At 53.8% G+C, this 23265-nt stretch carries 20 protein-coding genes; 5 read left to right on the top strand and 15 right to left on the bottom strand.

What is annotated here, in order from left to right; translation table 11 throughout:
* Positions 1–3: 3 nt before the first annotated feature.
* The 5 genes from FTW19_RS13370 to coxB all read right to left on the bottom strand — a co-directional run bounded on the left by FTW19_RS13370 (position 4) and on the right by coxB (position 4834).
* Positions 4–705, bottom strand: coding sequence for a c-type cytochrome (locus FTW19_RS13370; RefSeq protein WP_147648097.1), 702 nt, complete (start codon positions 703–705; stop codon positions 4–6).
* Positions 702–1304, bottom strand: coding sequence for a hypothetical protein (locus FTW19_RS13365; protein WP_246153282.1), 603 nt, complete (start codon positions 1302–1304; stop codon positions 702–704). Before FTW19_RS13365 ends, FTW19_RS13370 begins: the two co-directional genes overlap by 4 nt.
* Before the next feature lie 245 nt (positions 1305–1549).
* Positions 1550–2146, bottom strand: a complete 597-nt coding sequence (locus tag FTW19_RS13360; RefSeq protein WP_147648095.1) for a cytochrome c oxidase subunit 3 — start codon at positions 2144–2146, stop codon at positions 1550–1552.
* A complete protein-coding gene (gene ctaD, locus FTW19_RS13355; RefSeq protein ID WP_147648094.1) occupies positions 2143–3837 on the bottom strand; it encodes a cytochrome c oxidase subunit I in 1695 nt (564 codons plus the stop codon). The genes FTW19_RS13360 and ctaD overlap by 4 nt, the downstream gene beginning before the upstream one ends.
* A 16-nt stretch (positions 3838–3853) precedes the next feature.
* Complete coding sequence (gene coxB / locus FTW19_RS13350) at positions 3854–4834, bottom strand: cytochrome c oxidase subunit II (RefSeq protein WP_246153753.1); 981 nt, start codon at positions 4832–4834, stop codon at positions 3854–3856.
* A gap of 410 nt (positions 4835–5244) precedes the next feature.
* On the opposite strand from coxB, the gene FTW19_RS13345 reads away from it, so the two are divergent.
* Positions 5245–6741, top strand: coding sequence for a PAS domain-containing sensor histidine kinase (locus FTW19_RS13345; RefSeq protein WP_187142968.1), 1497 nt, complete (start codon positions 5245–5247; stop codon positions 6739–6741).
* A 97-nt stretch (positions 6742–6838) separates the two neighbouring features.
* On the opposite strand, the gene FTW19_RS13340 is transcribed toward FTW19_RS13345, so the two are convergent.
* The 8 genes from FTW19_RS13340 to FTW19_RS13305 all read right to left on the bottom strand — a co-directional run bounded on the left by FTW19_RS13340 (position 6839) and on the right by FTW19_RS13305 (position 16011).
* Positions 6839–8110, bottom strand: coding sequence for an NAD(P)/FAD-dependent oxidoreductase (locus FTW19_RS13340; RefSeq protein WP_147648092.1), 1272 nt, complete (start codon positions 8108–8110; stop codon positions 6839–6841).
* Between the two features lie 74 nt (positions 8111–8184).
* Positions 8185–8973 carry an enoyl-CoA hydratase-related protein gene (locus tag FTW19_RS13335; RefSeq protein WP_147648091.1) on the bottom strand — a complete coding sequence of 263 codons (789 nt, stop codon included), beginning with the start codon at positions 8971–8973 and terminating at the stop codon, positions 8185–8187.
* 131 nt (positions 8974–9104) lie between these two features.
* Positions 9105–9902 carry an enoyl-CoA hydratase-related protein gene (locus tag FTW19_RS13330; RefSeq protein WP_147648090.1) on the bottom strand — a complete coding sequence of 266 codons (798 nt, stop codon included), beginning with the start codon at positions 9900–9902 and terminating at the stop codon, positions 9105–9107.
* Between the two features lie 15 nt (positions 9903–9917).
* Positions 9918–11183 carry a CaiB/BaiF CoA transferase family protein gene (locus tag FTW19_RS13325; protein WP_147648089.1) on the bottom strand — a complete coding sequence of 422 codons (1266 nt, stop codon included), beginning with the start codon at positions 11181–11183 and terminating at the stop codon, positions 9918–9920.
* Positions 11184–11256: 73 nt separating this feature from the next.
* Positions 11257–12777 carry a class I adenylate-forming enzyme family protein gene (locus FTW19_RS13320; protein ID WP_147648088.1) on the bottom strand — a complete coding sequence of 507 codons (1521 nt, stop codon included), beginning with the start codon at positions 12775–12777 and terminating at the stop codon, positions 11257–11259.
* 33 nt (positions 12778–12810) lie between these two features.
* Positions 12811–14040: an acyl-CoA dehydrogenase family protein gene (locus tag FTW19_RS13315; RefSeq protein WP_147648087.1), complete on the bottom strand. Its 1230-nt coding sequence runs from the start codon at positions 14038–14040 to the stop codon at positions 12811–12813.
* A 50-nt stretch (positions 14041–14090) separates the two neighbouring features.
* Positions 14091–15005: a 3-hydroxyacyl-CoA dehydrogenase gene (locus FTW19_RS13310; protein ID WP_147648086.1), complete on the bottom strand. Its 915-nt coding sequence runs from the start codon at positions 15003–15005 to the stop codon at positions 14091–14093.
* A 67-nt stretch (positions 15006–15072) separates the two neighbouring features.
* Complete coding sequence (locus tag FTW19_RS13305) at positions 15073–16011, bottom strand: 3-hydroxyacyl-CoA dehydrogenase NAD-binding domain-containing protein (RefSeq protein WP_147648085.1); 939 nt, start codon at positions 16009–16011, stop codon at positions 15073–15075.
* Between the two features lie 297 nt (positions 16012–16308).
* Here FTW19_RS13305 and FTW19_RS13300 point away from each other — a divergent pair, with 297 nt between their 5' ends.
* From FTW19_RS13300 to FTW19_RS13285, 4 genes are all read left to right on the top strand, one after another.
* Complete coding sequence (locus tag FTW19_RS13300; RefSeq protein ID WP_147648084.1) at positions 16309–18984, top strand: PAS domain-containing sensor histidine kinase; 2676 nt, start codon at positions 16309–16311, stop codon at positions 18982–18984.
* 187 nt (positions 18985–19171) lie between these two features.
* Positions 19172–19846: an RNA polymerase sigma factor gene (locus tag FTW19_RS13295; protein ID WP_147648083.1), complete on the top strand. Its 675-nt coding sequence runs from the start codon at positions 19172–19174 to the stop codon at positions 19844–19846.
* Between the two features lie 345 nt (positions 19847–20191).
* Entirely contained in the window at positions 20192–20923 is a 732-nt protein-coding gene (locus tag FTW19_RS13290) for a response regulator transcription factor (RefSeq protein WP_246153280.1), read from the top strand.
* Positions 20924–20990: 67 nt separating this feature from the next.
* On the top strand, positions 20991–21359 hold the full coding sequence (locus FTW19_RS13285) for a response regulator transcription factor (protein WP_147648082.1): 369 nt from the start codon (positions 20991–20993) through the stop codon (positions 21357–21359).
* Positions 21360–21394: 35 nt separating this feature from the next.
* Here FTW19_RS13285 and FTW19_RS13280 read toward each other — a convergent pair whose 3' ends face one another.
* Positions 21395–21847, bottom strand: a complete 453-nt coding sequence (locus FTW19_RS13280) for a hypothetical protein (protein WP_187142966.1) — start codon at positions 21845–21847, stop codon at positions 21395–21397.
* A gap of 35 nt (positions 21848–21882) precedes the next feature.
* Positions 21883–23262 carry a TolC family protein gene (locus FTW19_RS13275; RefSeq protein WP_147648080.1) on the bottom strand — a complete coding sequence of 460 codons (1380 nt, stop codon included), beginning with the start codon at positions 23260–23262 and terminating at the stop codon, positions 21883–21885.
* Positions 23263–23265 lie beyond the last annotated feature (3 nt).

Genomic DNA, 23265 nt, shown 5'->3' with positions numbered 1-23265 from the left:
AAGTCACCTCTTCGACTTCGTATCGGAATAAGGCCCGCCGGGAGTATCGTTCCGCAGCGAGTTCAAGTAAGCGACAACATCGCTCACGTCTTGATCCGCCAGCGGCTGGTTATGCCGCACCTGCACCCAATCTGGATGCCCAAGATCACGACGACCTGCGATCACAATCGTCCGAAGGCTTTGATCGCTGACCAAGGAAAGATAGCTCGGATCTGCTAGTTTCTGACTACTCTGTTGGTGGCAGGGAGAACAGGTGGACCGAAAGAGCTCGTTGCCACGATCAGCATTACCTGCTCCAGTTGCACGATAAGGGGGCATATCCTCCTTGACGCCTGTTTGCGTGGACCATCGAGAGCGCATTCCCGTAATCAACGCGTCAACCTGTTCTGGGGTGAGGAATCCTCCGGCGGATGTCCCGAAGGCCGGCATCTGCGTGCCCGGCATTCCGGATGTAATCCATCGACGCATCGAGGCGTCATCAACCAGCGCCTGGTAGTTCGGATTCGAGAGATCGATCGCGGGCCCCCCCGCGCCATTCTCACCATGGCAGGCAGAACAATTTGCCTTATAAAGACGATCGAAAGAAACAACCTTCTCCGGCCTGAGCAGCTCTTCTCGATCTTCAGGCGCACCGATCCGCCTGTGACATCCGATAAGAAGGACCAGGCAAATCAGCAATAAAACTTCCCTTATGCACAGCTTCATCGCTGGTCTCCTTTATTGGATCGGAACTCTTTAGTCTCAATCCCCATGCGCAGGATGAACGGAAGGGCCTGGTGTGTGCGGATCTTAGCCGACCTTGTGACTACAACGCCGGCAACGATACCGAAAAGAATCTCCGAAAGGGTGAACCATCCCCAAGAGATCCGCGCATTGAACGCCGGATTGACGAACCCAAGGATCGAATGCAACAGACCAGTCCAGAGCAGCGGCGCGATGATACCACCCAGCAGGATGGGCCGTTTGGGCCACATAGGCAGCATCGCCCCGTAGAGAAGTCCGATAAGAGTACAGACCGCGGCGTGAATCAGAGTCGCGATGATTAGCCCGTTCCAATGGAACGCAGCGATATCTGCCGTCGTAGCATTTGCCCAATGAGCGACGCCTGCACCGCCGAGGAGATTCACCGCATACCAAATGCTGTGCTGCGTAAGATATCCGAAGAGCAAGGCCGGTAGGATCATCACGATACCGCCGGCAATCCCTCCGCGAAGTCCTGATGTGACCGGATAACTCTCGACTGGGAGGTAGGCCCGATGGACCTCATTGACCTGAAGATGGGAAACGAGAGTTCTCACGCTCATCGGTACAAACGTTCTCTCCTGAACCGGAATCAGTTCGTGACGCTCATGAGGCAGTACCTGTCTTGCCCACCCGTAAACTCCGCAACCCACAACGATCAGGCCCGCGACACCGACGCCTGCATTCGTAACTAAACTTGCAAAGCAAAGGGTCACTCCAAAAGCAAGCATGATCGGCCAAGCCGTGCCCGCCGGCATTTCGATCAACTTATCTTCGCTTTTCGCTGTCGTTTGACCAGTCATCACCATCACCGTCCGATTAGGTACACCACTGTGAAAACAACGACCCAAACCGCGTCGACGAAGTGCCAGTAGAGAGCCACTACGCTAAAACGGTCACTCTGGCGCTGGTCGATCCAGCCAAACAGAGAAAACAGGAGAACCGCACTAAGAAGGAATAGACCGACGATGACGTGTGTGGCGTGGAGGCCGACGAGAGAATAGAACGTTGTACCGAACAGGTTGGTACTGATCGTTAGCCCGTCGCGGTAGATCAGCTTGTGCCACTCCAGCGCGGTCCCGACCAGGAAGCACACGGCGAGCACGACCGTCGTTGCGAGCCAAACGGTAAAACTTCTTCTTCGGTCATTCTCGATCGCGCGCTCTGCACGCCAGATGGTCAAGCTGCTCGATAGCAGGCATATTGTGCCCAGAACAGGAACTTCCAGGACGTCGGATGGCTTTGGGCCTGTGAGGCTCCTGCCCAGATAAAAGATGTAGGCGACGACAAATATCGTGAATAGCGCACTCTCTCCGACGATCAACGCGGCCATGCCGACTCGACTTTTATATGGAAGACGCCACTTAAGAGCATCCTCAGGTACGCGAAGTGGAATCGAGCTCATGCTTCATACTCCCAATCAGGATCATCCGGATGTTTGAGGTCCCAGAGCGGCCTGCGACTATGCACCTCAGGAGTTTGCTCAAAGTTATAGGCCGGCGGTGGAGATGACGTTGTCCATTCAAGCGTCCAGGCATCCCATGGATCGTCACCGGCGATCTTGCCCCGGAAATAGGAACGGACGAAGTTGAATGCGAAGATCAAAACAGCAATGCCCTGAATCACGCCTCCGATTGAAACGATCAGATTCAAAAAGTTCCAACCACGGTCGGGTTGATACGTATAGATTGACCTCGGCATTCCGAGAAGTCCCAGGAAATGCATCGTGTCAAAGGTGATGTGAAAGCCTATGGTGAAAAGCCAGAAATGCCACTTACCTAGGGTTTCGTCCATCAATTTGCCCGTAGCCTTGGGATACCAGAAGTAGAGCGCCGCAAAAATGCAGAAGACGACGGCGCCCACCAGTACATAGTGGAAGTGTGCAATCACGAAGTATGAGTTATGGAGCTGCCAGTCCCAAGGGGAGACCGATAACATAATTCCGGTAAGGCCGGCGATCAGGAATTGGAAGAGAAATCCGATACAGAAGAGCATCGGCGTGGTAAACCGTATTCGCCCGCCCCATAGCGTAGCGATCCAATTGAATATTTTGATCCCTGTTGGAACTCCCACCAACATCGTAGACAGAGTGAAGAAAGCATTCGATACAGAGGTCATCCCAACGGTGAACATATGATGAGCCCAGACACCAAGGCTCACAAACATAATGCCAACCGATGCAGCCACCATGGCTGGGTAACCAAAGATCGCCTTCCGGCAGAAGACCGGAATCACCTCATTCGCTATTGCGAAGGCTGGCATCACCAACACGTAAACCTCAGGGTGACCGAAGATCCAAAAGAAATGGATCCATACCAATGACGATCCGCCTGCCTGTGTGTCGAAGAAGTGGCCTCCGAGGTATCGATCGATGAGCAACATGAACTGAGCCGCCGTCAGTGGCGTGATCGTCACCAAAGTGAGCATGCTTACGACCAGGAAAAGCCACGTAAACAACGGCATCCGCATGAGTGTCATGCCCTTGCAACGCATCGATACAATCGTGGCGATGATGTTCACCGCAGTACCCAGCGTTCCGAAGCCGCTCACAATCAGAGCAAGTGCCCAGTAGTCCGTTGCGTGTCCAGGAGAGAAGGAGCGAGCCGTCAGAGGAGCGTATGCAAACCAACCGACATCCGGGGCATTTCCAACTCCATACAATCCTCCTCCACCAAGAAAACTGTAGTAGAGCAGGAGGCCGCCGAATGCGGTTAGCCAAAAGCTAAACGCATTCAAGCGAGGAAATGCCATATCCCGAGCTCCGATCTGCAGCGGAACGATGTAATTTCCGAACCCGAAAAGGAACGGCATTCCGACCAGAAACACCATGGTCGTGCCGTGCATCGTAAAAAAACGGTTGTAGACTTGCGGACTGAGAAGCTGGTTGTGAGGATATGCCAACTGTAGGCGCATGAGGAGAGCTTCAGCGCCTGCGACAAGCAAAAAGAACGTGGAGTAGAGGATATAAAGAATCCCAAGACGCTTGTGGTCAACCGTGACCACCCATGCGTGCAGGCTCTCCAGAAAGGTCCCCCGCTTTTTCACGGAGACCGGTGGGCCAAATGCCTCGTGAGCTGAAACTGAATAGTCGCTCATATTAAGTCTCCTCTGGTCACTTCAGGGTCAGAAGATAAGCAGTCACTTGGTCGAGCTGCTCATCGTTTAGCTGCATAGCCGGCATAAGAGCGCTCTGCTTGAACGTATCTGGAGCCTTGATCCACTGACGCAGGTTCTCCGGCGTGTTATCCATGGCGCCAGAAGCTAACGTCGCTCGACTCATCAGGTGGGTAAGGTCGGGCCCGAACCTTCCGGCTGCAGCGGTTCCTGCAACAGCATGGCAGTTCATGCATGCCTGTGTTTCAAAAACCTTTCGCCCCGCAGCGACCTGTGCATCCTGCCTGCCGGAACGCTGTTGATTTTTGATCCATGCATCAAACTGCTCTGGCGTATCCACATAGACCCGCAACAACATCATGGCGTGTTGCGAGCCACAGAACTGCGCGCATTGTCCGAGAAAAAGGCCGGATTTTTGGGGGGCGAGCCACATGGTATTCACGTGATTCGCGATCAAATCGGTCTTACCCGCCAACTGCGGAATCCAGAAGCTATGATTCACATCTGCCGACGTCAACTTAAGAAACGTTGGCTTCGGGGCCAACTCGGGGCTTACCGGTATGTGCAGTTCATTCGCCGTGACAATTCCATATTTTGGGTAGCGAAACTCCCACCAGAATTGATGGCCAATGGCCGTCACATCAAGAGCACCGGGCGGCTTTGGAGCATCTTGAATTGCGAAGATGATTCTCGCAGTAGTTAGGAATAGCACAACTACGATCAATATCGGCACTACAGTCCATGCCAGCTCGATCTGCGTACTACCATAAATCTGCGCGGGCTCGATCATAGGGTCAGACCTGCGAGCTCTAAACTTGTAAAGCGCCGTAGCGAGCAAACCTCCGACCGCCAGGAAGATCGCTCCCGTAATCGTGACAACAAAGATTGAGAGGTCAAATATCTGGTGTGCAGCGGTTGAGGCGGGAGCTAGTGTGCTCGGCGTTTTCCCTTGAGCAAATAGCGGGGCCTTCAGAGACAAGGCTGTAATTACACTCGCAACACAAGTCGGACTTCTGTAACGTTTCCTCTGCATATTCTGATCTTCCTTCTCAAACCGCTCCATGATGGCTGTTATCGATCGGGCGTTATCAGGATTTGACAGGTGCCGCGAACTGCATCTGGCTTCTGACAGCGTGATAGTAAACAACACCGAAAGGACTTAGAAATTACATGTTTCTGGTAGCGTGCAAATGCCTCCAGCCGAGAGCGCAATAGCAGTCACATGAAGCAACCGAATAACATTTGGGAATACCAGAAAGATGTAATGAGTATCCCGCCATCTTTCGTAATACGCTTCTCATGTTGAATGCTGGACGGAGCCGGTGTAGACCGCCACAGAGATGTCGGCAATTCGCTGATCCCATCGGTTTGCTAGAAGAGTTGGAAGCGATGACTGCCGCCATAGATATAAGAGCGTTTGTTCAAGGTTCGCCTCATCCCTCATGGTTGGTGCATTCCGACGGCCACTGCATCTACGCCAATCTCGCGCTGGAACAGCTCACCGGTGCGCGCGTGGAGCCTCCCGGAGGAACCTACTGGCTCGATCTCCTCGTTGATGACGACAAGCCACAGGCTATCCATGCCTGGCAGGAATCGCTATCTACGGGCCTCCCGCTCCGTATATATGTCCGCCTACGCGGCGCGCGCCCCGCAAGTTACACTCATGTCGAATTGATCGCCTTCGGACATTCGGATGGGCCGGAAGAGATCTGGCTGTTCACCGCGTTACAGTTTCATCCCTCGATACACCAACACTCACCGCTGGAGGCGCAGCTACGGACAACGCTCAATCTCATTCCGATCCAAACCTGGTATGCGACACCCGCAGGCGCTGTCGTCTTTGTTAACGAAGCGACCGCGAGCTATCTCGGACTTCCACAACTCCATAGCCTCCGGTATGGCGAAGAAGTTGGCGGAGATTGGGAGTCCCACTTGATCTTCATCCATCCCGAGGATCATCCCCACGCCAGGAGGCAATGGGCTGCGTGTCTTCGACAACATTCAGCCGGCGACCTCCAGGTTCGCCTTCTCGAAGGCGATGGCGGAAATAGGTGGTTCAGCGTACGGGCAGAGCCATTGAAAACAAAGGGCGGAGATCTGCTCTATTGGGTGGGTATAAATATTGATATCGACGATGCGAAACGCGCCGGCGCGGCGCTCGATCTTGCAAAGGAACGGATCGCGCGAGCCAGTCAACTTGCCACGATTGCAGAGCTTTCTGCATTCATCTCACATGAAATTGTTCAACCAATTTCAGCCGTCGTCGCAAATGCGAGCGCCGCACTCAACTGGATGTCAAGGGAAACTCCGGATCTCGCACGGGCCAAAATGGCAATCGAGGGTATCCTCCGCGACGGCATGGCGGTCGGAAATGTCGTACACGAAACGCGTGCATTATTTAAACACCAGTCACCATCTCGGAGTACTATCCAGTTGAACGACCTAGTCAAACAAGTGTTGAAGCTTTTAGAGCCTACGCTGCGAGCTCGCAACATACAGGTCTCCGCTGATTTGCACCCTGGACTTCCCACAACCGAAGCAGATGCCATTCAGATTCAGCAAGTACTCATTAATTTGATACACAATGCCTCCGAAGCTCTTGTACCGCAATACCCTCATCCGCAAACGATCACGGTTCGAACCCTCCTTTCGGACGACAGCGTGATCGTAGAAGTGGATGACAGCGGCCGTGGGATAGAAGCCCCAGAACGCATCTTTGATGCGTTCTTCACCAACAAAGATGAGCGGTTGGGCGTTGGACTGTCCGTGAGCCGGTCGATCGCCGAAGCACATGGCGGAAGTTTGATAGCCATAAACCTTAAGAATTGCGGGGCAAGGTTTCGTCTCTCCCTGCCCCGCAATTCCTTGCTAATCGACGTTATATAAATCGTTTCGCCGCTCAAGCTCTCCAACTCGGGCTCCAGGCAGCAAGTGTTTCCGCATCGTCACGCAGTGCAGATTTTTCACACCGTGCCGCTGTTGATCACGATGTCTTTCGGCCCTGGATGATCAGGCGATCGCCACGTCTCCCGCTGACATAGGTCATTAGCCACTGAAGGAATACGCTAAAACGCAAGCTGCTGTCGGCTAGAAACTGAATGTGGATGAGTGCCCAAACGAGCCAAGCAATAAAGCCACTGATCTTGACGCCGCGACTTTGTAGAACTGCAAAGTTCTTGCCAACGACCGCCAGATTCCCCTTATCAAAATAACGGAACGGGGATAACGGCGGTCTCATTTCGATTTTCCGAAGAATCGCCTTAGCGACATATCGTCCCTGCTGCATCGCAACCTGGGCTACTCCAGGTAGAGGGCGACCGTCCTGATCCAGGGAGGCAGTATCGCCAATCACATACACCTCGGGACGATTCGAGACAGTGAGATCAGGACGGATACGAACACGCCCTGCGCGATCAACTTCACAACCAAGCCACTTGCCAGCCGGCGATGGCGCCACACCGGCCGTCCAGATCACTGTCTTACTTGGAATTCGTTCATCACCCACGACTGCGCCATCTTCGTCAATTGATTGGACTGGCTTGCCGAGGCGTACTTCTACACCCAGCTGCAACAAACGTAGTTTGGCGGCCTCGGACAGCTCCTCCGCAAATGTTCCGAGTGGACGTTGCCCCATGTCCGCAAGAACAATTCGCGCCGTGGCGGGGTCGATATTCCGAAAGTCTTTGCGGAGGGTCGTTCGAACCATAACAGCGATTGCACTGGCCATTTCGACTCCAGTTGGACCAGCCCCAACCAGCACAAACGTCATCAGAGCATGCCGACGGGGAGCATCGTCCTCCAGTTCCGCCTTTTCGAAGACAGTGAGAATGTGATTCCGCAGAGATTCAGCATCCGCGAGACTTTTCAATCCTGGAGCAAATGCAGCGAACTCATCGTGTCCAAAATAGCTGTGCGTTGCTCCTGTCGCAAGGACCAGATAGTCATAATCAATCTCAACACCGGTTTGATCATTTGCGTCGATAGTGATTCTCTTCAGCTCAGCGTTAACGCCGGTCACGTTCCCGAGCATGACCGACGTGTTTTCCTGAGCAGCAAGTAGTCCTCGGATCGGAGCCGCGATTTGACCTGGTGCAAGGACCGAGGTCGCCACCTGATAAAGAAGCGGTTGGAATACGTGATGGTTATTCCGATCAACGAGGAGAACACTAACGGGTGCACCGCGGAGCGCCTTTGCCGTCGCAAGCCCGCCGAATCCTCCTCCTACAATTACTACGCGCGGAATCTTGTTCGACATATAAGGTCCCCCTTGATTTCTGTAGCTTAAAAAGATGCGGCCAACGATCGAGACCGCAAATACTATCGTTCCTTTCACTCAGAATGAGCGGGCGGTGACGCACTTGTGTTGAATCGAGGTGGCCGCTTCTCAAAGAATGCTGCAAACGCCTCACGTGCCTCAGCAGAGCGGACCTTCTCGCTGAACTCTACGAGTTCAGCTTGCACCGCTTGCTCCACGTGTGGCCGGATCTGTCGTCGCATAAGTTGTTTGGAGGCCTGCAGAGCTCCAGCCGGTTTCTGCGCTAGCTCGTTCGAGGTTCGCACAGCCACTTCAAATACCTCGCTGTCGGGCAGGACCTTCGTAACGAGTCCCATCGATTGCGCAACTGTTGCATCGAAGGGATGCCCCAGGAGAATGACCTCTGCGGCGCGCAGATAGCCCACTTGTTCAGGCAGAGAGAAGCTGGTCCCGAACTCCGGCACGACCGCGAGGTTGATGAACGGATATTGGAACTTAGAACTCTCTCCCACGTAGACAAAATCGCAATAGCTCAGCATCGTGGCACCAGACCCTACCGCTGCTCCACGAACAGCGGCCACAAGCGGTATGTCAAGCCGGGAAAGCGCGTCGATCAGCTTTTTCTGGGGACCATCCCCTGTGCCCGGAGGATGGTCGATGAAGTCCTGCAGATCATTGCCGGCGGAAAATACGTCTCCTGATGAGTGGATCAGCACAACTCTGACTTCGGGATTGCTCTGGGCGCCATTGAGCAGCTCGGCAATCGTGATATACATCTCTGATGTGAGCGCATTCTTCTTTTGCGGTCGATTCAATTCGATCCTAAGAATGGCCCCGTCCTGAGTACCGACAATGTCGCTCATAGTCCTCTCCTTCGGTCATGGCCCGAATGGCAACCTCTTCCAGATGTGTCTCAATGCGCTCATTTGCGCACCGTCGACAACTCTAGCTGGTTACACTTCAGGCCGAGGATTTGTATGTGTTTGGCGGCTACTCATCTTCCTTGAAAATGGGGCGGCCGTTTTTCGATAAAGGCAGAAGTACCTTCCATCCGATCCTCGCTTCCTGCGGCAAGTGCGAAGTACTCTGCCTCGAGCTTTAGTCCTGAAATCAGGTCGGTATCAGTCCCTTTATTGACTGCATCGATGGAATACTGAATCGCTAAGGGAGCATTGGCGCCGATCTGTTTGAGGATCGCTTCGCAACGCGGCATAAGATCCGCCTGTGAGACAACTTCATTCACCAGGCCAATCCGGAGTGCTTCGTGAGCGTCAATCAGGTCGCCCGTCAAGATCAACTGCAGAGCCCGCCCTTTTCCCACCAGGCGTGGAAGCCGTTGTGTGCCGCCGTAGCCAGGAATGATTCCGAGCTTGACCTCGGGCTGGCCAAACTTTGCGTGATCAACCGCCACTCGTATCGTGCACGCCATTGCCGTCTCACACCCCCCACCGAGTGCAAACCCGTTGATGGCCGCGATAACAGGCTTTCCGAGAGTCTCGATAAAGGTGAATACTTCCTGGCCCTTCTCAGAAAACTCTCCCGCCTTGTCTCCCGTGATCTCCGAGAGTTCAGCAATGTCCGCACCTGCAATAAAGGCTTTTTCTCCTGAGCCGGTAAGAATAATGCCGGCAACGGCGGGATCGTCTTTCGCAGTCTGGAATGCGGACTTTAGCTCCTGAATCGTCTGCCGATTCAGGGCGTTCATCACCTTCGGCCGATTCAGTGTGACGTAGGCGATAGACCCTTTAGTTTCATAAGCGACATTTTCAAGCGTGGCTTGACTGGAATTCATAAAATCTCCTCTCGGCTAGATCGGTTTACCTGGCGCATGAGATGGCGCAGGAGCATCAGCATGGGGTGCTTGCGGAGCCGCACCACTCAAGCGCAGAGCCTCAACTTTCTCCTCCGAGAAACCGAGACCGAGAAGCACTTCCCTTGTATGCTCCCCAACACCCGGAGCCCGCCGTGGAGTGACCTTCTCCGCCCCGATCACCTGCATCGGACTGTTCACTGTGGATACAGGCTTGTCGGTGCCCTCAACAGGCACAATGATCTTGTTCGCCAGCATCTGTTCGTCATGCACAACCTCATCCAGGTTCTGCACGACGCCGACGGTAATCCGCGTTGCTTCGAAGATCTGTTTCCACTCAGCAAGGGATTTGCTGGAGAAGGCCTGATTCAGCGCGGTAGCGAGAGCACTTGCGTTCGCACTCCTGCTCTTCACGTCAGAGAATCTTGCATCTCCGAGGAGCTCCGGCCTGCCGATTGCATTTACCAGGGCTGGCCAATCACGATCCTGCTGCGCTATCAGCAATAGAAGCCAACGCCCGTCGCTGGTTGGGTATGGGTTGAACAGTGCGTTTGGAGGGTTTTTGCGATCATGCAGGCCGAAGAACTTGGCGTTATTAAGCGCACCCTCGATCCACGTCGCCGCTGCCCACGCCCCCTCAGCGATAAGAGAAGTCGTGACCCTTGTGCCTTTACCGGTTCGCTCTCGCTGGTATAACGCTGTCACAATCGCGGAGTAGAGAGAGATCGCAGTTGCATGATCACCAATTCCAGGGATCGGCAGAGTCGGATCCCCTCCAGCATCGCGGGTCATCGCCATCAGTCCACTGCGTGCCCAATATGCAGTAACGTCGTAACCTGGTTCGTCCGCTCGCGGTCCAAAATCTCCATAGCCTGTGATATCGGCATAAATAAGACGGTCGTTCAGAGGCGAGACATCCTCATATGTCAAACCAAGAGATGCACGGACACGGGGCGGATAGTTCGTAATGAATACGTCTGCCCACTTGATCATGGTCTCGAGGACCTCGCGGGCTTCCGGATTTTTGAGATCAAGTGCGATGCCGCGTTTGTTCCTGTTCGTCAACTGCCAGGAATAGTTGATATCGGAGGACGGGTTGGGCGGCGTTCGAGGGAAGATCCGGTAAGGATCTCCAAAGCCCGGTGGCTCCACCTTGATTACCTCAGCCCCGAAATCTGAGAGCACCGTTGCGGCGGCTGGTCCTGCGATGAAGCTGGCAAGATCCACAACCTTTAGTCCTGAAAATATCGTTTGAACGCTCATATATCCCTCCTCACTCAATTCCCTCGCCCGACAAGCCGAGATTGTTCTGAGATTTTGTGTGCCTTTACGCTGGCTAAACGCGCCTGGGTTGTCCTTCCCAATACCTCTCGCGCAAGGTTCGTTTCAGAATCTTGCCCGAGCCTGATTTGGGAAGTTCGTCAAGCACGAAATCGATATGGCGCGGTAACTTGTACGCCGCGATCCGCCCGCGACAATACTCAATGACTTCGGCCGCAGATAAAGAAGCACCCTGGCGGAGAACGATTGCCGCGGCTACGATCTCCCCCCATTTGGGATCGGGAATACCGAATACGGCTGCTTCTTTCACCTGGGGTAATTCATAGATAGCCGCTTCAACTTCGCCGGAGTACACGTTCTCGCCGCCGCTGACGATCATCTCTTTCGCGCGGTCTACGATAAAGAAATACCCCTCCGGATCCTGGTAGCCGATGTCTCCGGTATGAAACGCTCCCTCCCGTAGAACCGCAGCCGTTTCGTCAACTTCTGTGTCATGGCCTGGAAGCTGCTCTTCAACGTCACGCCAGTAACCCATCATGATGCCAGGCCCTCGCGCTACCAGCTCACCGAGTTCTCCTGCTGATGCCTGTTGTCCATTCGCGGTTATGACTCTCAAGTCGACGCCTGGACAGGTCCGTCCGCAAGAGCGCAGCCTCGCTTCTGTATGCTCTTCATCCTTGAGGCCCGTCAGGAAGCCTGCTTCACTTAATCCGTAGACCTGAAGCAGCTTTGCGTTAGGGAGTTTCTCGCGGACTTCACGCACCAGTGAAGGTGCTATCGGGGAGCCTCCATATGCCAGGACATCCAACGACTGCAGATTATGCTCCCCAAGTTGCTCAAACCGGCAGAGCGCATTGATCATCGTGGGAACGAGTACGGTGTGGGTTACCTGATCCACCTCAACCCGTTTACAGAATGCCTCCGGATCGAAACGAGCCAGCGTTGCCTGAGTGGCTCCGAACACCGGAGCAGCAAATATGGCCGGGAAATCGGCGATATGGAACATCGGCGAGGCATGAAGAAACACCGCCTGTTCTCTGTACGCGAGCCAATAATCGAGATCATAGATGTTCGAAAAGATGCCGCTGTGGGTTAGCGCTGCACCTTTGGGCTGACCGGTCGTTCCACTGGTGTATATCAGTGCAAGAACCGCCTGCGGATCATAAAACTCACCGCCGTAGGGTTCTCCGGATTCCTGTAACGGCTCGACATCGATCACGCACTCCCACTGAAGCCGAACCGTCGGCGAAGGCAATTTGGAATGACGGATAATGCCGCGGGGCCGAGCGTCCTTGAGTAACCGGTCAATCTCCGCCTGGGCATAACGCGTGTTGATGGGAACAGCGATGATCCCCAGCAGGCCGCATGCGTAGATCAACTCAATATAGTCAGGCCCGTTGGGCATGAGAAGCGCAAGCCGGTCTCCCCCCAGGAATCCTTGCTGCCGGAGTGTAGCCGCAATCCCTCTTACTCGCGAATCGAGTTCGAGGAAGGTCACGGCCCCACTCTCCTTCCGAATGGCAATATGATTCGGAAAATACTGGATAGCCCGGCCTATGGTATGGGTATAGATCATCTTTGCCTCTCGCTGAAATGGAAGATTCAGCGCCTAAACAAAGGCGCTGAATCCGGAGATGGCTCGACCGACGATGAGGGTATTCATCTCTCGCGTTCCTTCGTAGGAATAGATCGCTTCGCAGTCCGCTACGAAACGTCCCACGTTGTAGTCGAGGAGAATGCCATTCGCACCAAGAAGCTCTCTTGCATAACCAACGGTTTCCCGCATTTTTACGGTGCAGAATGCCTTCGCAAGGGATGCATGTTCATCGGCAAGCTTTCCCTGGTCCTGAAGTTGGGACAGGCGGACGACCATGCACTGGCAGGCTGTGATATTGCCGATCATCTTGACCAGAAGATCCTGAATAAGCTGAAACGACGCTATCGGCTTACCGAACTGTTCGCGGGTTTGTGCATACGCTAACGCATTTTCATAGGCGCCCATCTGGCACCCAACGGCCTCCCAGGCTACGAAACCACGGGTCATTCTTAGAACCCGCGCCGTGTCTCGAAAGGATGTGTCGTTCTGGAGGCGGTTTTCTTCTGGAACCCGGCAGTCTTGCATGGTGATGAGGCCGTTCTGAACGACGCGAAGCGCCATCTTGTGCTGAATCTTTTCGACCTTAAACCCTGGAGTATTGTTTTCTACAATGAAGCCCTTGACCTGGTTGTCGGCAACATCCCTGGCCCAGATGATCGTCAGATGTCCCCAGGTCGAGTTGCCGATCCACTTCTTTTGCCCATTCAGAATCCAGGTATCCCCCTCTCGCCGGGCAGTAGTTCCAAGCCCACCTGAAGCGCCAGAGCCCACCAGAGGCTCAGTTAGTCCAAACGAGCCAATCTTTTCGAGGCGTGCCATCGGAGGCAGCCACTTCTTCTTTTGCTCCTCCGACCCACAAAGAAAGATTGACCCCATCGCCAGGCCGCTATGCACCCCGAAAAACGTAGCGACTGAGCAGTCAATTCTCGCGATCTCCATGGCGACGTAACACGCCAGCAGATTGCTGCCCCCTGCACACTCGTACCCCTCATAGCCGAGGCCGGCGATCTGGAGATCACGAATTCCGGGTATCAGCTCATAGGGGAACTCGTCCTTCGCCCAATAATCATTGATCACTGGCGCGACAGAGGACTCCATGAACTGGCGGACCTTCAGAACCTTCTGTTGCTCAGCCTCTGACAGCAACTGGAACACCTGGTAGAAATCGCTGTTTGGCTTAGGAAGCACCTTCGGCTTTTTTACCTCTTGAGCTACCGCATTTTGACTGAGTACTTCTGACATCTCCGCCTCCTGACACTTGCCGTTGTGTTTGCCTGTAGCGTTTCAAACCATCAATCGACGTATGCAACGCCCGTCAGATTGCCTTGTGCTGCAAGCAAAGTCTTGTGTTTAGAGCCATCCAGGCTTGCGCTATACAGAGAGCCACCAAGGTCGGCCATAAACATCCGGTCGCCGGCGACATCCAGGGCAAGCCCGATGCCCTCCATCAGGTGCGTGTATACAATTTCCGGTTCGATTGATAGTGGTGCAGCATCCAACGGGGCACGGTTCACCGTGTTCCCTCGCGGAGGATCACCGCGGTCCGTCCAGTAAAGGACGCGGTGCTTAAGATCGAGATCAAGGTCAATGGGTTCCGGAAGACGATCGAACATCAATTCGATATCGGAGCGTGAGGAAGGCGTCTCCCCTTTGGGAATCTCCAAGCCTGCCCGGAAGATCCTTCCCAGGCCGGCGTTATCGGGCCCTTTCTGAGTCCAATACAGCTTGTCGTCTTCGGTGTCGATCGCTATCCCGACGCACCAACGAGTCAACTCGGACCTGTCATCCTCACCCTGCCCCGTTTGTACCAGCGTCTCGATCTGACTTCCGTCGAGGTTCGACCGCATCACCCGCATCCCTTCACGGTCACACCAATAGAGTTTCCCGTTACGCTTATCGAGCTGCAACTGTTTCGGCGTAAACGTCTTGCCGTTCGGAACTACCGTGACATGATTGCTACCGTCGAGATCGGCGCGCTCGATCGATCCGTCTTCCGCGCTTGGGATACCCATCTCAGTCCAATAGATGTAACCGGCTTTGACATCGACGACGATGCCATCCGGGATGCGGTGACGGTCAGTCACAAGTACCTTAAGATCGGCCCCATCAGGATTCGTTGAGAGAATCCGGCCGCCGCTCGCGTCAATGAAATAAACCCGTCCGCTTCCATTCACAGCCGTATTCAAGTCAGTTCGTGTTTTCGACATAAAGCACCCTTCTCTCCGCTCGTTCAGCCCGTTGCTGGTAAGTACTCCACCTGGATCGTGGCAGCGCCTACTTCGCGCTGCCCCTTAAGCCGAGTAATCCCAGGAGGATTCGATCTCGTTCTTTGCCTAGTTCATCGATTGACTGATCTTTGGCTTCAGCCAGAACGCCGGCAACGATTTTCTCTTTGAGTTCGGGCGTGAGCTCCGGATTTCCCAGGTTCTTCCACCACGTCGTCATCGGACCTGTGAATTGGTCCATGAAGTGATGAATGCCTCCCTGTCCTCCTCCCAAATGGAAGAGCAAGTTGGGCCCCATGACTCCCCAACGAAGGCCTGGGCCCCAGCTAACAGCCGCGTCCGCATCGGCAACACTGAGGACGTCCTGCTCGATCAGATAGGTTATTTCCCGGTAGAGAGCAGCCTGCAAACGATTCGCGACGTGGCCAACGACTTCTTTACGAAGATGAATCGGCCTCTTGCCGATTGAAGCGTAGAAAGCGATCGCACGTTCGATAGTCTCTGATGACGTCTTTTCCCCACCGACGACCTCAACCAGTGGAATAAGGTGAGGTGGGTTGAACGGATGCCCGATCACGCAACGCTCCGGATGCTTGCACGCCGATTGTGTGACGCTCATAGGAATTCCGGAAGAACTCGATGCGATGATCGTTCCTACAGCGGTCATTGCATCCATGTCGGCAAATAACTTGATCTTGAATTCCGCACGTTCAGGGCCGTTTTCTTGAACCAGATCAGCGCCCTCAAGCGCTTCAGCCATATTGCTGGTGAATGACAAGCGATCACGAGTAGCCCCGGTTGATAACCCCAGACTGATGAGGTCTGGCCACGCGGCGTCTATGTAGTCCCGCAAATTCTTCTCAGCGTTTGGCGCAGGATCGGTAGCAATCACTTCCAAGCCTCGCGCCAGGAACAGTGCGGCCCAACTTGCGCCGATCACCCCCGTCCCAACGATTGCTATGCGGTTTATTTGCCGATCTAAAGACATTTTGGTTCTCCTTCGTTTCTCGTCTTCCCAGCGATAGCTCTCGCAATTACGTCACAGCTGGAGGTGTCCAGTAACGTGCATCGTGTTCACCTGCATTCTGTGCCCTTGCAATCGCGAGCGATGGCATCACTCAAGCCAAGGCGATCCTAGCAACACATACCAGGCGCCGAAATTACATATTTCTGGTAGCGGATCGGAAGACTATCATTGACTTCGGCAATGCCTCTCTTTCGCTGTCGATCTTCCGTTCCCTGAGACGACTGCGAAGCGCCCATCCCTGGTCTTCAACGGTGTCCCATGTGCGCTGTGTCAAACAATGACCGGATTTCTCCTGAGGAACCGAGCCTAAGTCTTCGGCAAATCGTGCACTTGTCCCCTGCCCTACTCCACACAGCACGCCCTGACGGCTTCCTCGATTTCTTCAATAAGACGTGGCTCAACTTCACCGGCGAACCACTGGAAAGGCTGCTGGGATGGGGATGGACGTCCCTTATTCATCCTGAAGATGCCATCCACTTCGTGCAGAAGATGCGCGACTCCTTTGCCAGAGGAAAGCCTTTCCAGGAAACATCACGCGTGCGGAGAGCGGACGGGGTTTACCGCTGGATGCTGCATCAGAAGGTTCCAGTATTTGATGACGCCGGTAACCTCATCAAATGGAACGGTTCTAGTACCGACATTGATGACCAGAGGAAAGCCGAAGAGCGTCAGATAAAAGCCACTCAGGAGTCGGAGAGGAGCCAATTCTATTTAGCTGAAGCGCAGCGTCTCGGTCACATCGGCAGTTGGGCCTTCAATCCCCGAGGAGCTTTTGAATACTGGTCTCATGAACTGTTCCGCATCTACGGCCTTGATCCGGTAAAAGACCCACCGTCGCTTGAAGGCTATCTGGCGCTTGTCCATCCTCTCGACCGCGAGTTCATGGCAGACCTCATCAAGCGAATGCTCGCGGAGAGCCTGGGATGTGACGTCACAAAGCGGATTATCCGCCCAAACGGTGAGGTCAGGTACATCCGTTGCATTGGCGCCCCCGTTCTGGATAACGGAACCCTGCAAAGAATTATCGGCAACGCCATAGACGTTACGGAGCACGAGCTTCTGACTCAGGAACTGAAGCGCCATGAAGCCTACCTGGAGGGAGCGCAAACTCTTAGCCACACAGGCAGCTTTGGGTGGCGGCCGCATTGCGGCACAATTACCTGGTCGGCCGAAACCTATCGCATCTTCGAATACGACCGGGCCATAACGATCACGCTCGATATGATTATGGATCGCGTCCATCCCGACGATCGAGATTTAGTCAGAGATGTCATGGCAAAGGCGTTGACTACCAGCGGCGCTATCGATTTCACTCACCGTCTGCTGTTGAGAAATGGCCGTGTGAAGCATCTCCGGGTACTCGCGAGGCCACACGAGATTGATTCTGACGGTTTTGAATTCACCGGAGCAGTGATCGATATTACCGAAGCAAAGCATGCGGAAGAAACGATCAGAAAGAGCGAGAGAGAGCTACGTACCCTGATCGATCTGATTCCTGCTTATGTGGGAACATCCCTGCCTGACGGAAGAGTTGATTTCATAAGCCAGAGCTGGCTCGATTACTCCGGCCAGACCAGAGACGAGGCAATGGAATGGGGCTGGGCAAATGCGCTCCATCCCGATGACGCCGAGCGAATACTTCCTGAATTAAAAGCACGACTGGCATTAGGAGATCCTGTTGAATTGGAACTACGCTGCCGCAAAGCCGATGGGGTCTACCACTGGTTCCTGAACCGAAGCCTTCCACTTCGTGACGACGAAGGGGAGATCATTAAATGGTATGGAATTCTGTTCGATATCAATGCGCTGAAGGTCGCTGAACAGAATCTGCAGGCCCGAGAGTATGAGCTACGGCGCATTGTTGAAACAATTCCCTCAATGATCTGGTCCACGTCACCGACCGGAGAGATCACTCATCTTTCCCAAAGGCTACTCAACTACTATGGAGCGCCCTTCGAAGAGTTCGTCAATCATAGATGGGAGAGGTTCATCCATCCCGACGACCGCGAAGAGACTGCGAAGGCGTTTTCACGAGCTATTGAAGCCGGAGAATCGTACAACATTGTCAACCGTTTACGGCGCGCCGATGGGGAGTACAGATGGCATCAAACCAGTGGGGAGCCACTGCGAGATCCACAAGGGAAAATTATCCAGTGGTACGGGCTATCAATAGACATCGATGAGCGGAAACGCGCAGAGGACCACCTCCAAGAAACGCGTACCAAGCTGGCCAGAGCATCACGATATGCCACCGTCGCGGAACTTTCAGCCTCAATTGCGCACGAATTGAACCAGCCGCTCATGTCCATATTGGCAAACGCTCAGGCAACAAAGAGATGGCTGAATACCGCGTCGCCCGATATAGCAGAGGTGAACGCATCGATCGACCGCGTTATACGAGACGCCCGAGCAGCAGATGAAACGATGCAGCATATTCGCGCACTGTTCAAACAAGAGTCGTTCGAGAAGAAGGACGTCAATATTCCAGACATAGTCCGTGAGGTCGTTCGATTCGTGGAAGAAGACCCCAAAAAGCGCGGGGTTCCCATTGAGGTTCACCTCGAAGAGCCTCTCCCTACCGTCATAGCCGACCGGATTCAGATTCAGCAGGTCGTCATCAATTTAATCTTGAATGCCATTGAGGCACTGGAAGGATCGCAGGTGTCGCCGTTGGTTTTACTCCGAGTACTTGCTAAAGATTCAAACAAGCTGCTCATCCAGGTAGTCGACAACGGACCAGGTGTCGACGATACGGAACGGATCTTTGACTCGTTTGTGACGACCAAGAATAAAGGTATGGGAATAGGATTAGCCGTATCACGCTCGATTGTTGAAGCCCATGGAGGGCGCCTCTGGGCGGAAAACAATAAAAGCCACGGTGCGACCTTCAATGTAGTACTGCCCCTGTTTCCCGGAGATCCTCTTCACACCTAGAGCCCGGCTTCTACGAGAGATTTGTAACGACGCTGAGCAGGGGTATTCCCTTTACTCTGCGTTGACTGCTAGCAGAAACATGTAGTTTTTATGGATCTCCTACGCTGCTAAGATCGCGAAATCACGTGCCCTGACGGCAAGCATCGACGCAACATGTAATTGTTCGGGGCGCATTCGGCGGGAAAGCATGAACACCTATCAACGAAGTGATAAGCGAGTAAAGAACATCGATCCCCATGAGGAGGATCCCGATCGTTTCCTCATTGAACAAGCACAGGATGGCGATTTCCATGCGTTCGAACTTCTCGTGATTCAACACAAGCAGATGCTATTCCGCATTATCTTCAGCATTACTAGAAACCAGGACGATACGGAAGACATGCTTCAAGAGACATTGCTGCGGGCCTATCGCGGGCTCCACGAGTTCCGCCGGCAATCGAAATTCCGGACATGGCTTACCCGGATCGCGGTCAATCAGGCGTTGGGATGCCTTCGCAAGAGACGTTATCACCACGTCTCTCTCGATTCCTGTGCGGGCGGAAACAATGGGCATATGGCGCCTGACATCCGAGAGTGGCGTCCGAATCCGGAGCAATACTGCGCTCAAGCTGAGACAAACCTGAACGTACAGGAGAAGATCGCGAAACTGCCTGATGGATTGAGGATGGCATTGATCCTAAAACACTTCCACGGCCACACTCTGGAACGCGTTGCGCAGGAGCTCGGGATAACAATTCCAGCGGCAAAAAGCAGAGTGTTACGCGCCCACCAGCGACTGCGAAGTCAGATGGAAGATCAGCCGTTCATGATAGTGCGAGAACCCTCCACCAAATTGCTCGAATACTCAATCGAGACGTTTTAAGCCACGTCATACCAAAAGGTTTACTTTGTAGCGACTCGCGGCGGGCAGTTTCTGACGGCGCCTTGTCGAGCGCCCAGGTTCGCATCGTTATGCACCACAGGTATTGCCGACCGGGTCATTTCCAGCGCCGGAGACCATTGCCTGAATCGGACCTCCAAGCCATCTTCTCCATCCGCTGCACCTTCACCCGAGGAGAATCGAAACTGCATGCTTCCATGGACTTGGGAGCCTTTCTGAAAACAAATGCCTTCTCTCAACGAGGAAACAACGGCCGGCTATTACATGTTTATGTAGGGTGAGAGCGTTGCGCCCCAAAAGACTACGATGAGATGCTACCCGGTATGTATGATTGACATCGGTATGCATCAGCGCATACGGGACTTGTCGATCGCTGCCAGTGAAGGAGCCACCGCCAAGTCCTGTAATGCCGATATCCCCCAGGAGGTTCATATGGGACCGATGAACGAAATGGTGTACATCGTTGATGATGATGCTAGCGTTGGAGAAGCCCTGTCGTCACTTCTGCGCGCGAATGGAAAGCGAGTGCGAATCTTTACAGCAGGACAAGAATTTCTCAGTTTCGATCGCCAGGACACGGCTGCATGTCTCATTCTTGATTTGCGAATGCCTGGGTTGAATGGCCTCCAAGTCCAGAAGGCAATCTCGGCCCAGGTGACGATCCCTGTCATCTTCATTACGGGGCGCGGTGACATCCCGTCGACGGTCACGGCGATGAAGGAAGGCGCGATTGACTTCTTGACAAAACCCGTTGATGAGAAGGCCTTGCTTTCCTGCATTGAGCGGGCGCTCGATCTCGATAGAACTCATCGCAAGAAGGCGCTCGAACATGCGAGCTTGTTAGCCCGATACCAAACCTTGACGCCGAGAGAGCAGCAAGTACTGCCTTTGCTGGTAAGGGGACTTCTGAATAAACAAGCCGCAGGCGAGTTAGGCATCACAGAGTACACCGTCCAGATACACCGCGGACATATTATGCGTAAGATGGAAGCTGATTCTTTCGCCACCTTGGTAAAACTAGCAAGCAGACTAAATATCGAGCAGGTTATCGCTTCATAAGAGCGATAGGCGCTAGCCTGCCGAAGCCACATCGCTCAAGATTGTGGTGAGTGGCGCGGAGGTTGAGATGGTCGGATTTGCCCGCACGATCGCAGTCATCGACGATGATCTCCGTGTCCTCGAATCAATTATCAATTTCCTGGCCTCCTGTGGATACGAGGCAGAGGGGTACTGCTCGGCAGAGCAATTCCTGGAAGCGGACGGGCTCTCCAAAAGCTCATGCATCATCACGGACGTTGAGATGAGACAGATGAGTGGACTAGGGCTGCTACATCATGTAAAGAACGCTAACAGTGATGTGCCGGTCGTCATTATTACGGGGAAGCCCTCCGAAAACTCGGAAGCATTCTATCTGGAGCGAGGCGCCGTCGCCTTCTTCCGTAAACCAATCGATGGTGATGCCCTTGTCGATGTTCTGAAGACCGTTTGCTGCTGACATGGCTTGTTCTGGCTGGAGAGCCGATCGAGACTTCACCAGCGCGTCTGCGCATACACTTTTCGCAGTTCATGCCGGCACTTGAGCGCGAAGTCGTTCAACGGATCCACGTGTTGCTCCAGTGCTACCATCTTCATCTCATCGATAGTCATATTGTTCTCGCCAAATTTCTGGACGAGTTTCTTAACAAAATCTTCTGCAGCTTTAAGAACTTCAGCAGATGCGAACAACCTGATGCGGTTCACAAGCGCATACATCGCTACGATCTCATCCACGTTTTGCAGATTCTGTGAGAGCGCTTTTGCATAGCAAAGCGTCCCCTGACGGATGAACTCCGAATATAACTCTTCACGCTGCGCCAATTCACGATTCGTAAGTTCTCGCTGCGTCACGCTTCTCTGCAAAACGAAATTGCTGAGAATAGGAGTCGTGGCTCCTATGACAGAACCTCCGAGTGCGGCCAGAATTCCCGTCATCGTACTGTCCATTGAGACGCCCCCAAGCAATGACAATTACTCATGCGCTACCGCGGCATTTGCCCCATTGTCATCTTTAGATTTGCCTCAGCAAGAGAGAGGGACATATCGGCTTCCAGAAGAGACGCCGTGGCATTGGAAAGATCGGCATGAACCTGAGTTCTGGAGGAATTCAATGCTGCATTCTGTTCGAACTGGCGATCGGACAGGCGTGCTGCCTCCGTCCTTACCTTCACCGCCTGCCCGGCGACCTCGACCATCTGCTTAAGTTCATCAACTCGGTCGTAAGCAGCCTGTACTTGCACTTCGATCTCCGACTGCAGTTTGTCGATCGCCACCTCAGCAGACCTTACCTGAGTTCTCGCTTCACGCAGTTGTGCCTCACGGCGCCCACCGTCGAAGAGATCGTAACTGAGCGCGAATCCAAATGTTCCAAAGTTGTGAACGAGCAGGGGAACACCACTTTGATAGCTATATCTCGACAAGGCCGTTACGTTCGGAATATAGGCGTCCCTGGCCGCGGCCAGGCCAGCCTTTGCCTTCTCTAGTGTTTGACGGGCTGCACGCAACTCTTGATTCTGCTCCAATGCCTGATGAACCGCTTCGTCCCTGGTTGGAATCGAGAGGCTCTGAGCCGTCGTCGTGGATTCTAGGTCAAATAGAGTGTGAACAGGCATCCCCAGAACGTCAGCCAACTGCCGGCGCAGATCCTCTCCTTGCAGCTTGACGGTCAACAGTTGTTGTTGAGCCTGCAGAATACTTGCATCGCCCTGGAGGATCGCGACTTCCAGAGCATTGCCTCTTTGAACGTCGTGTCGACTTTCGTCTGCCTTGATCTTTGCCGCCGACAACTGTTCCTGAGCAGCTTGCAGTTTCTGCTGACTAATAAGGATGTTGTAGTAGATCTGGCGCACCTTGAGCGCGATTGCATCCTGTGTCTGGTCGAGTTGCGTTTCGGCGATCAAAACATCTTGTTTTGCCGCAACATTAGCCTGATGAACCCGAAAAAGCTGTGTAAGCGGCTGTTCCAGCCCAACGCCCCCCGTGTAGCCTGTGGCGCTTCCCTGGTCAATAAATAGTGACTTTGAAGGAATCGAACCAGTTGAAGGATAGCTGCCAAATGCCCCTGCTGGAATTTCGACCCCCGCCAGCTCGGTAACATGAAGGACACTTCCGCTTGCTTTGATTTGAGGAAGATAGTTCGACCGGGCTTCGTCTTTCTTGCTTCGCGTCTCGTCGACAGACAGTGAGCGCAAATGAATCGAATGGTTTTGCTTTAAAGCAAGGTCGATGGCCTGGTCTAGAGTCAGATGTACGGGGGAGCTCCGCTGTGCGATCACACCCTGGCTCAACGAGAGAGCAAGTAGTGTCAACGGGAACATCCGCCGAATAGTCGAGTTATTCCTCACCGCTTTCTTTGACGTCATTGC

The organism is Terriglobus albidus (assembly GCF_008000815.1).
GTDB classification, from domain to species: domain Bacteria; phylum Acidobacteriota; class Terriglobia; order Terriglobales; family Acidobacteriaceae; genus Terriglobus; species Terriglobus albidus_A.
The sequence above is the reverse complement of the archived record's forward strand: the minus strand, read 5'-3'. Positions and strand labels throughout refer to the sequence as shown.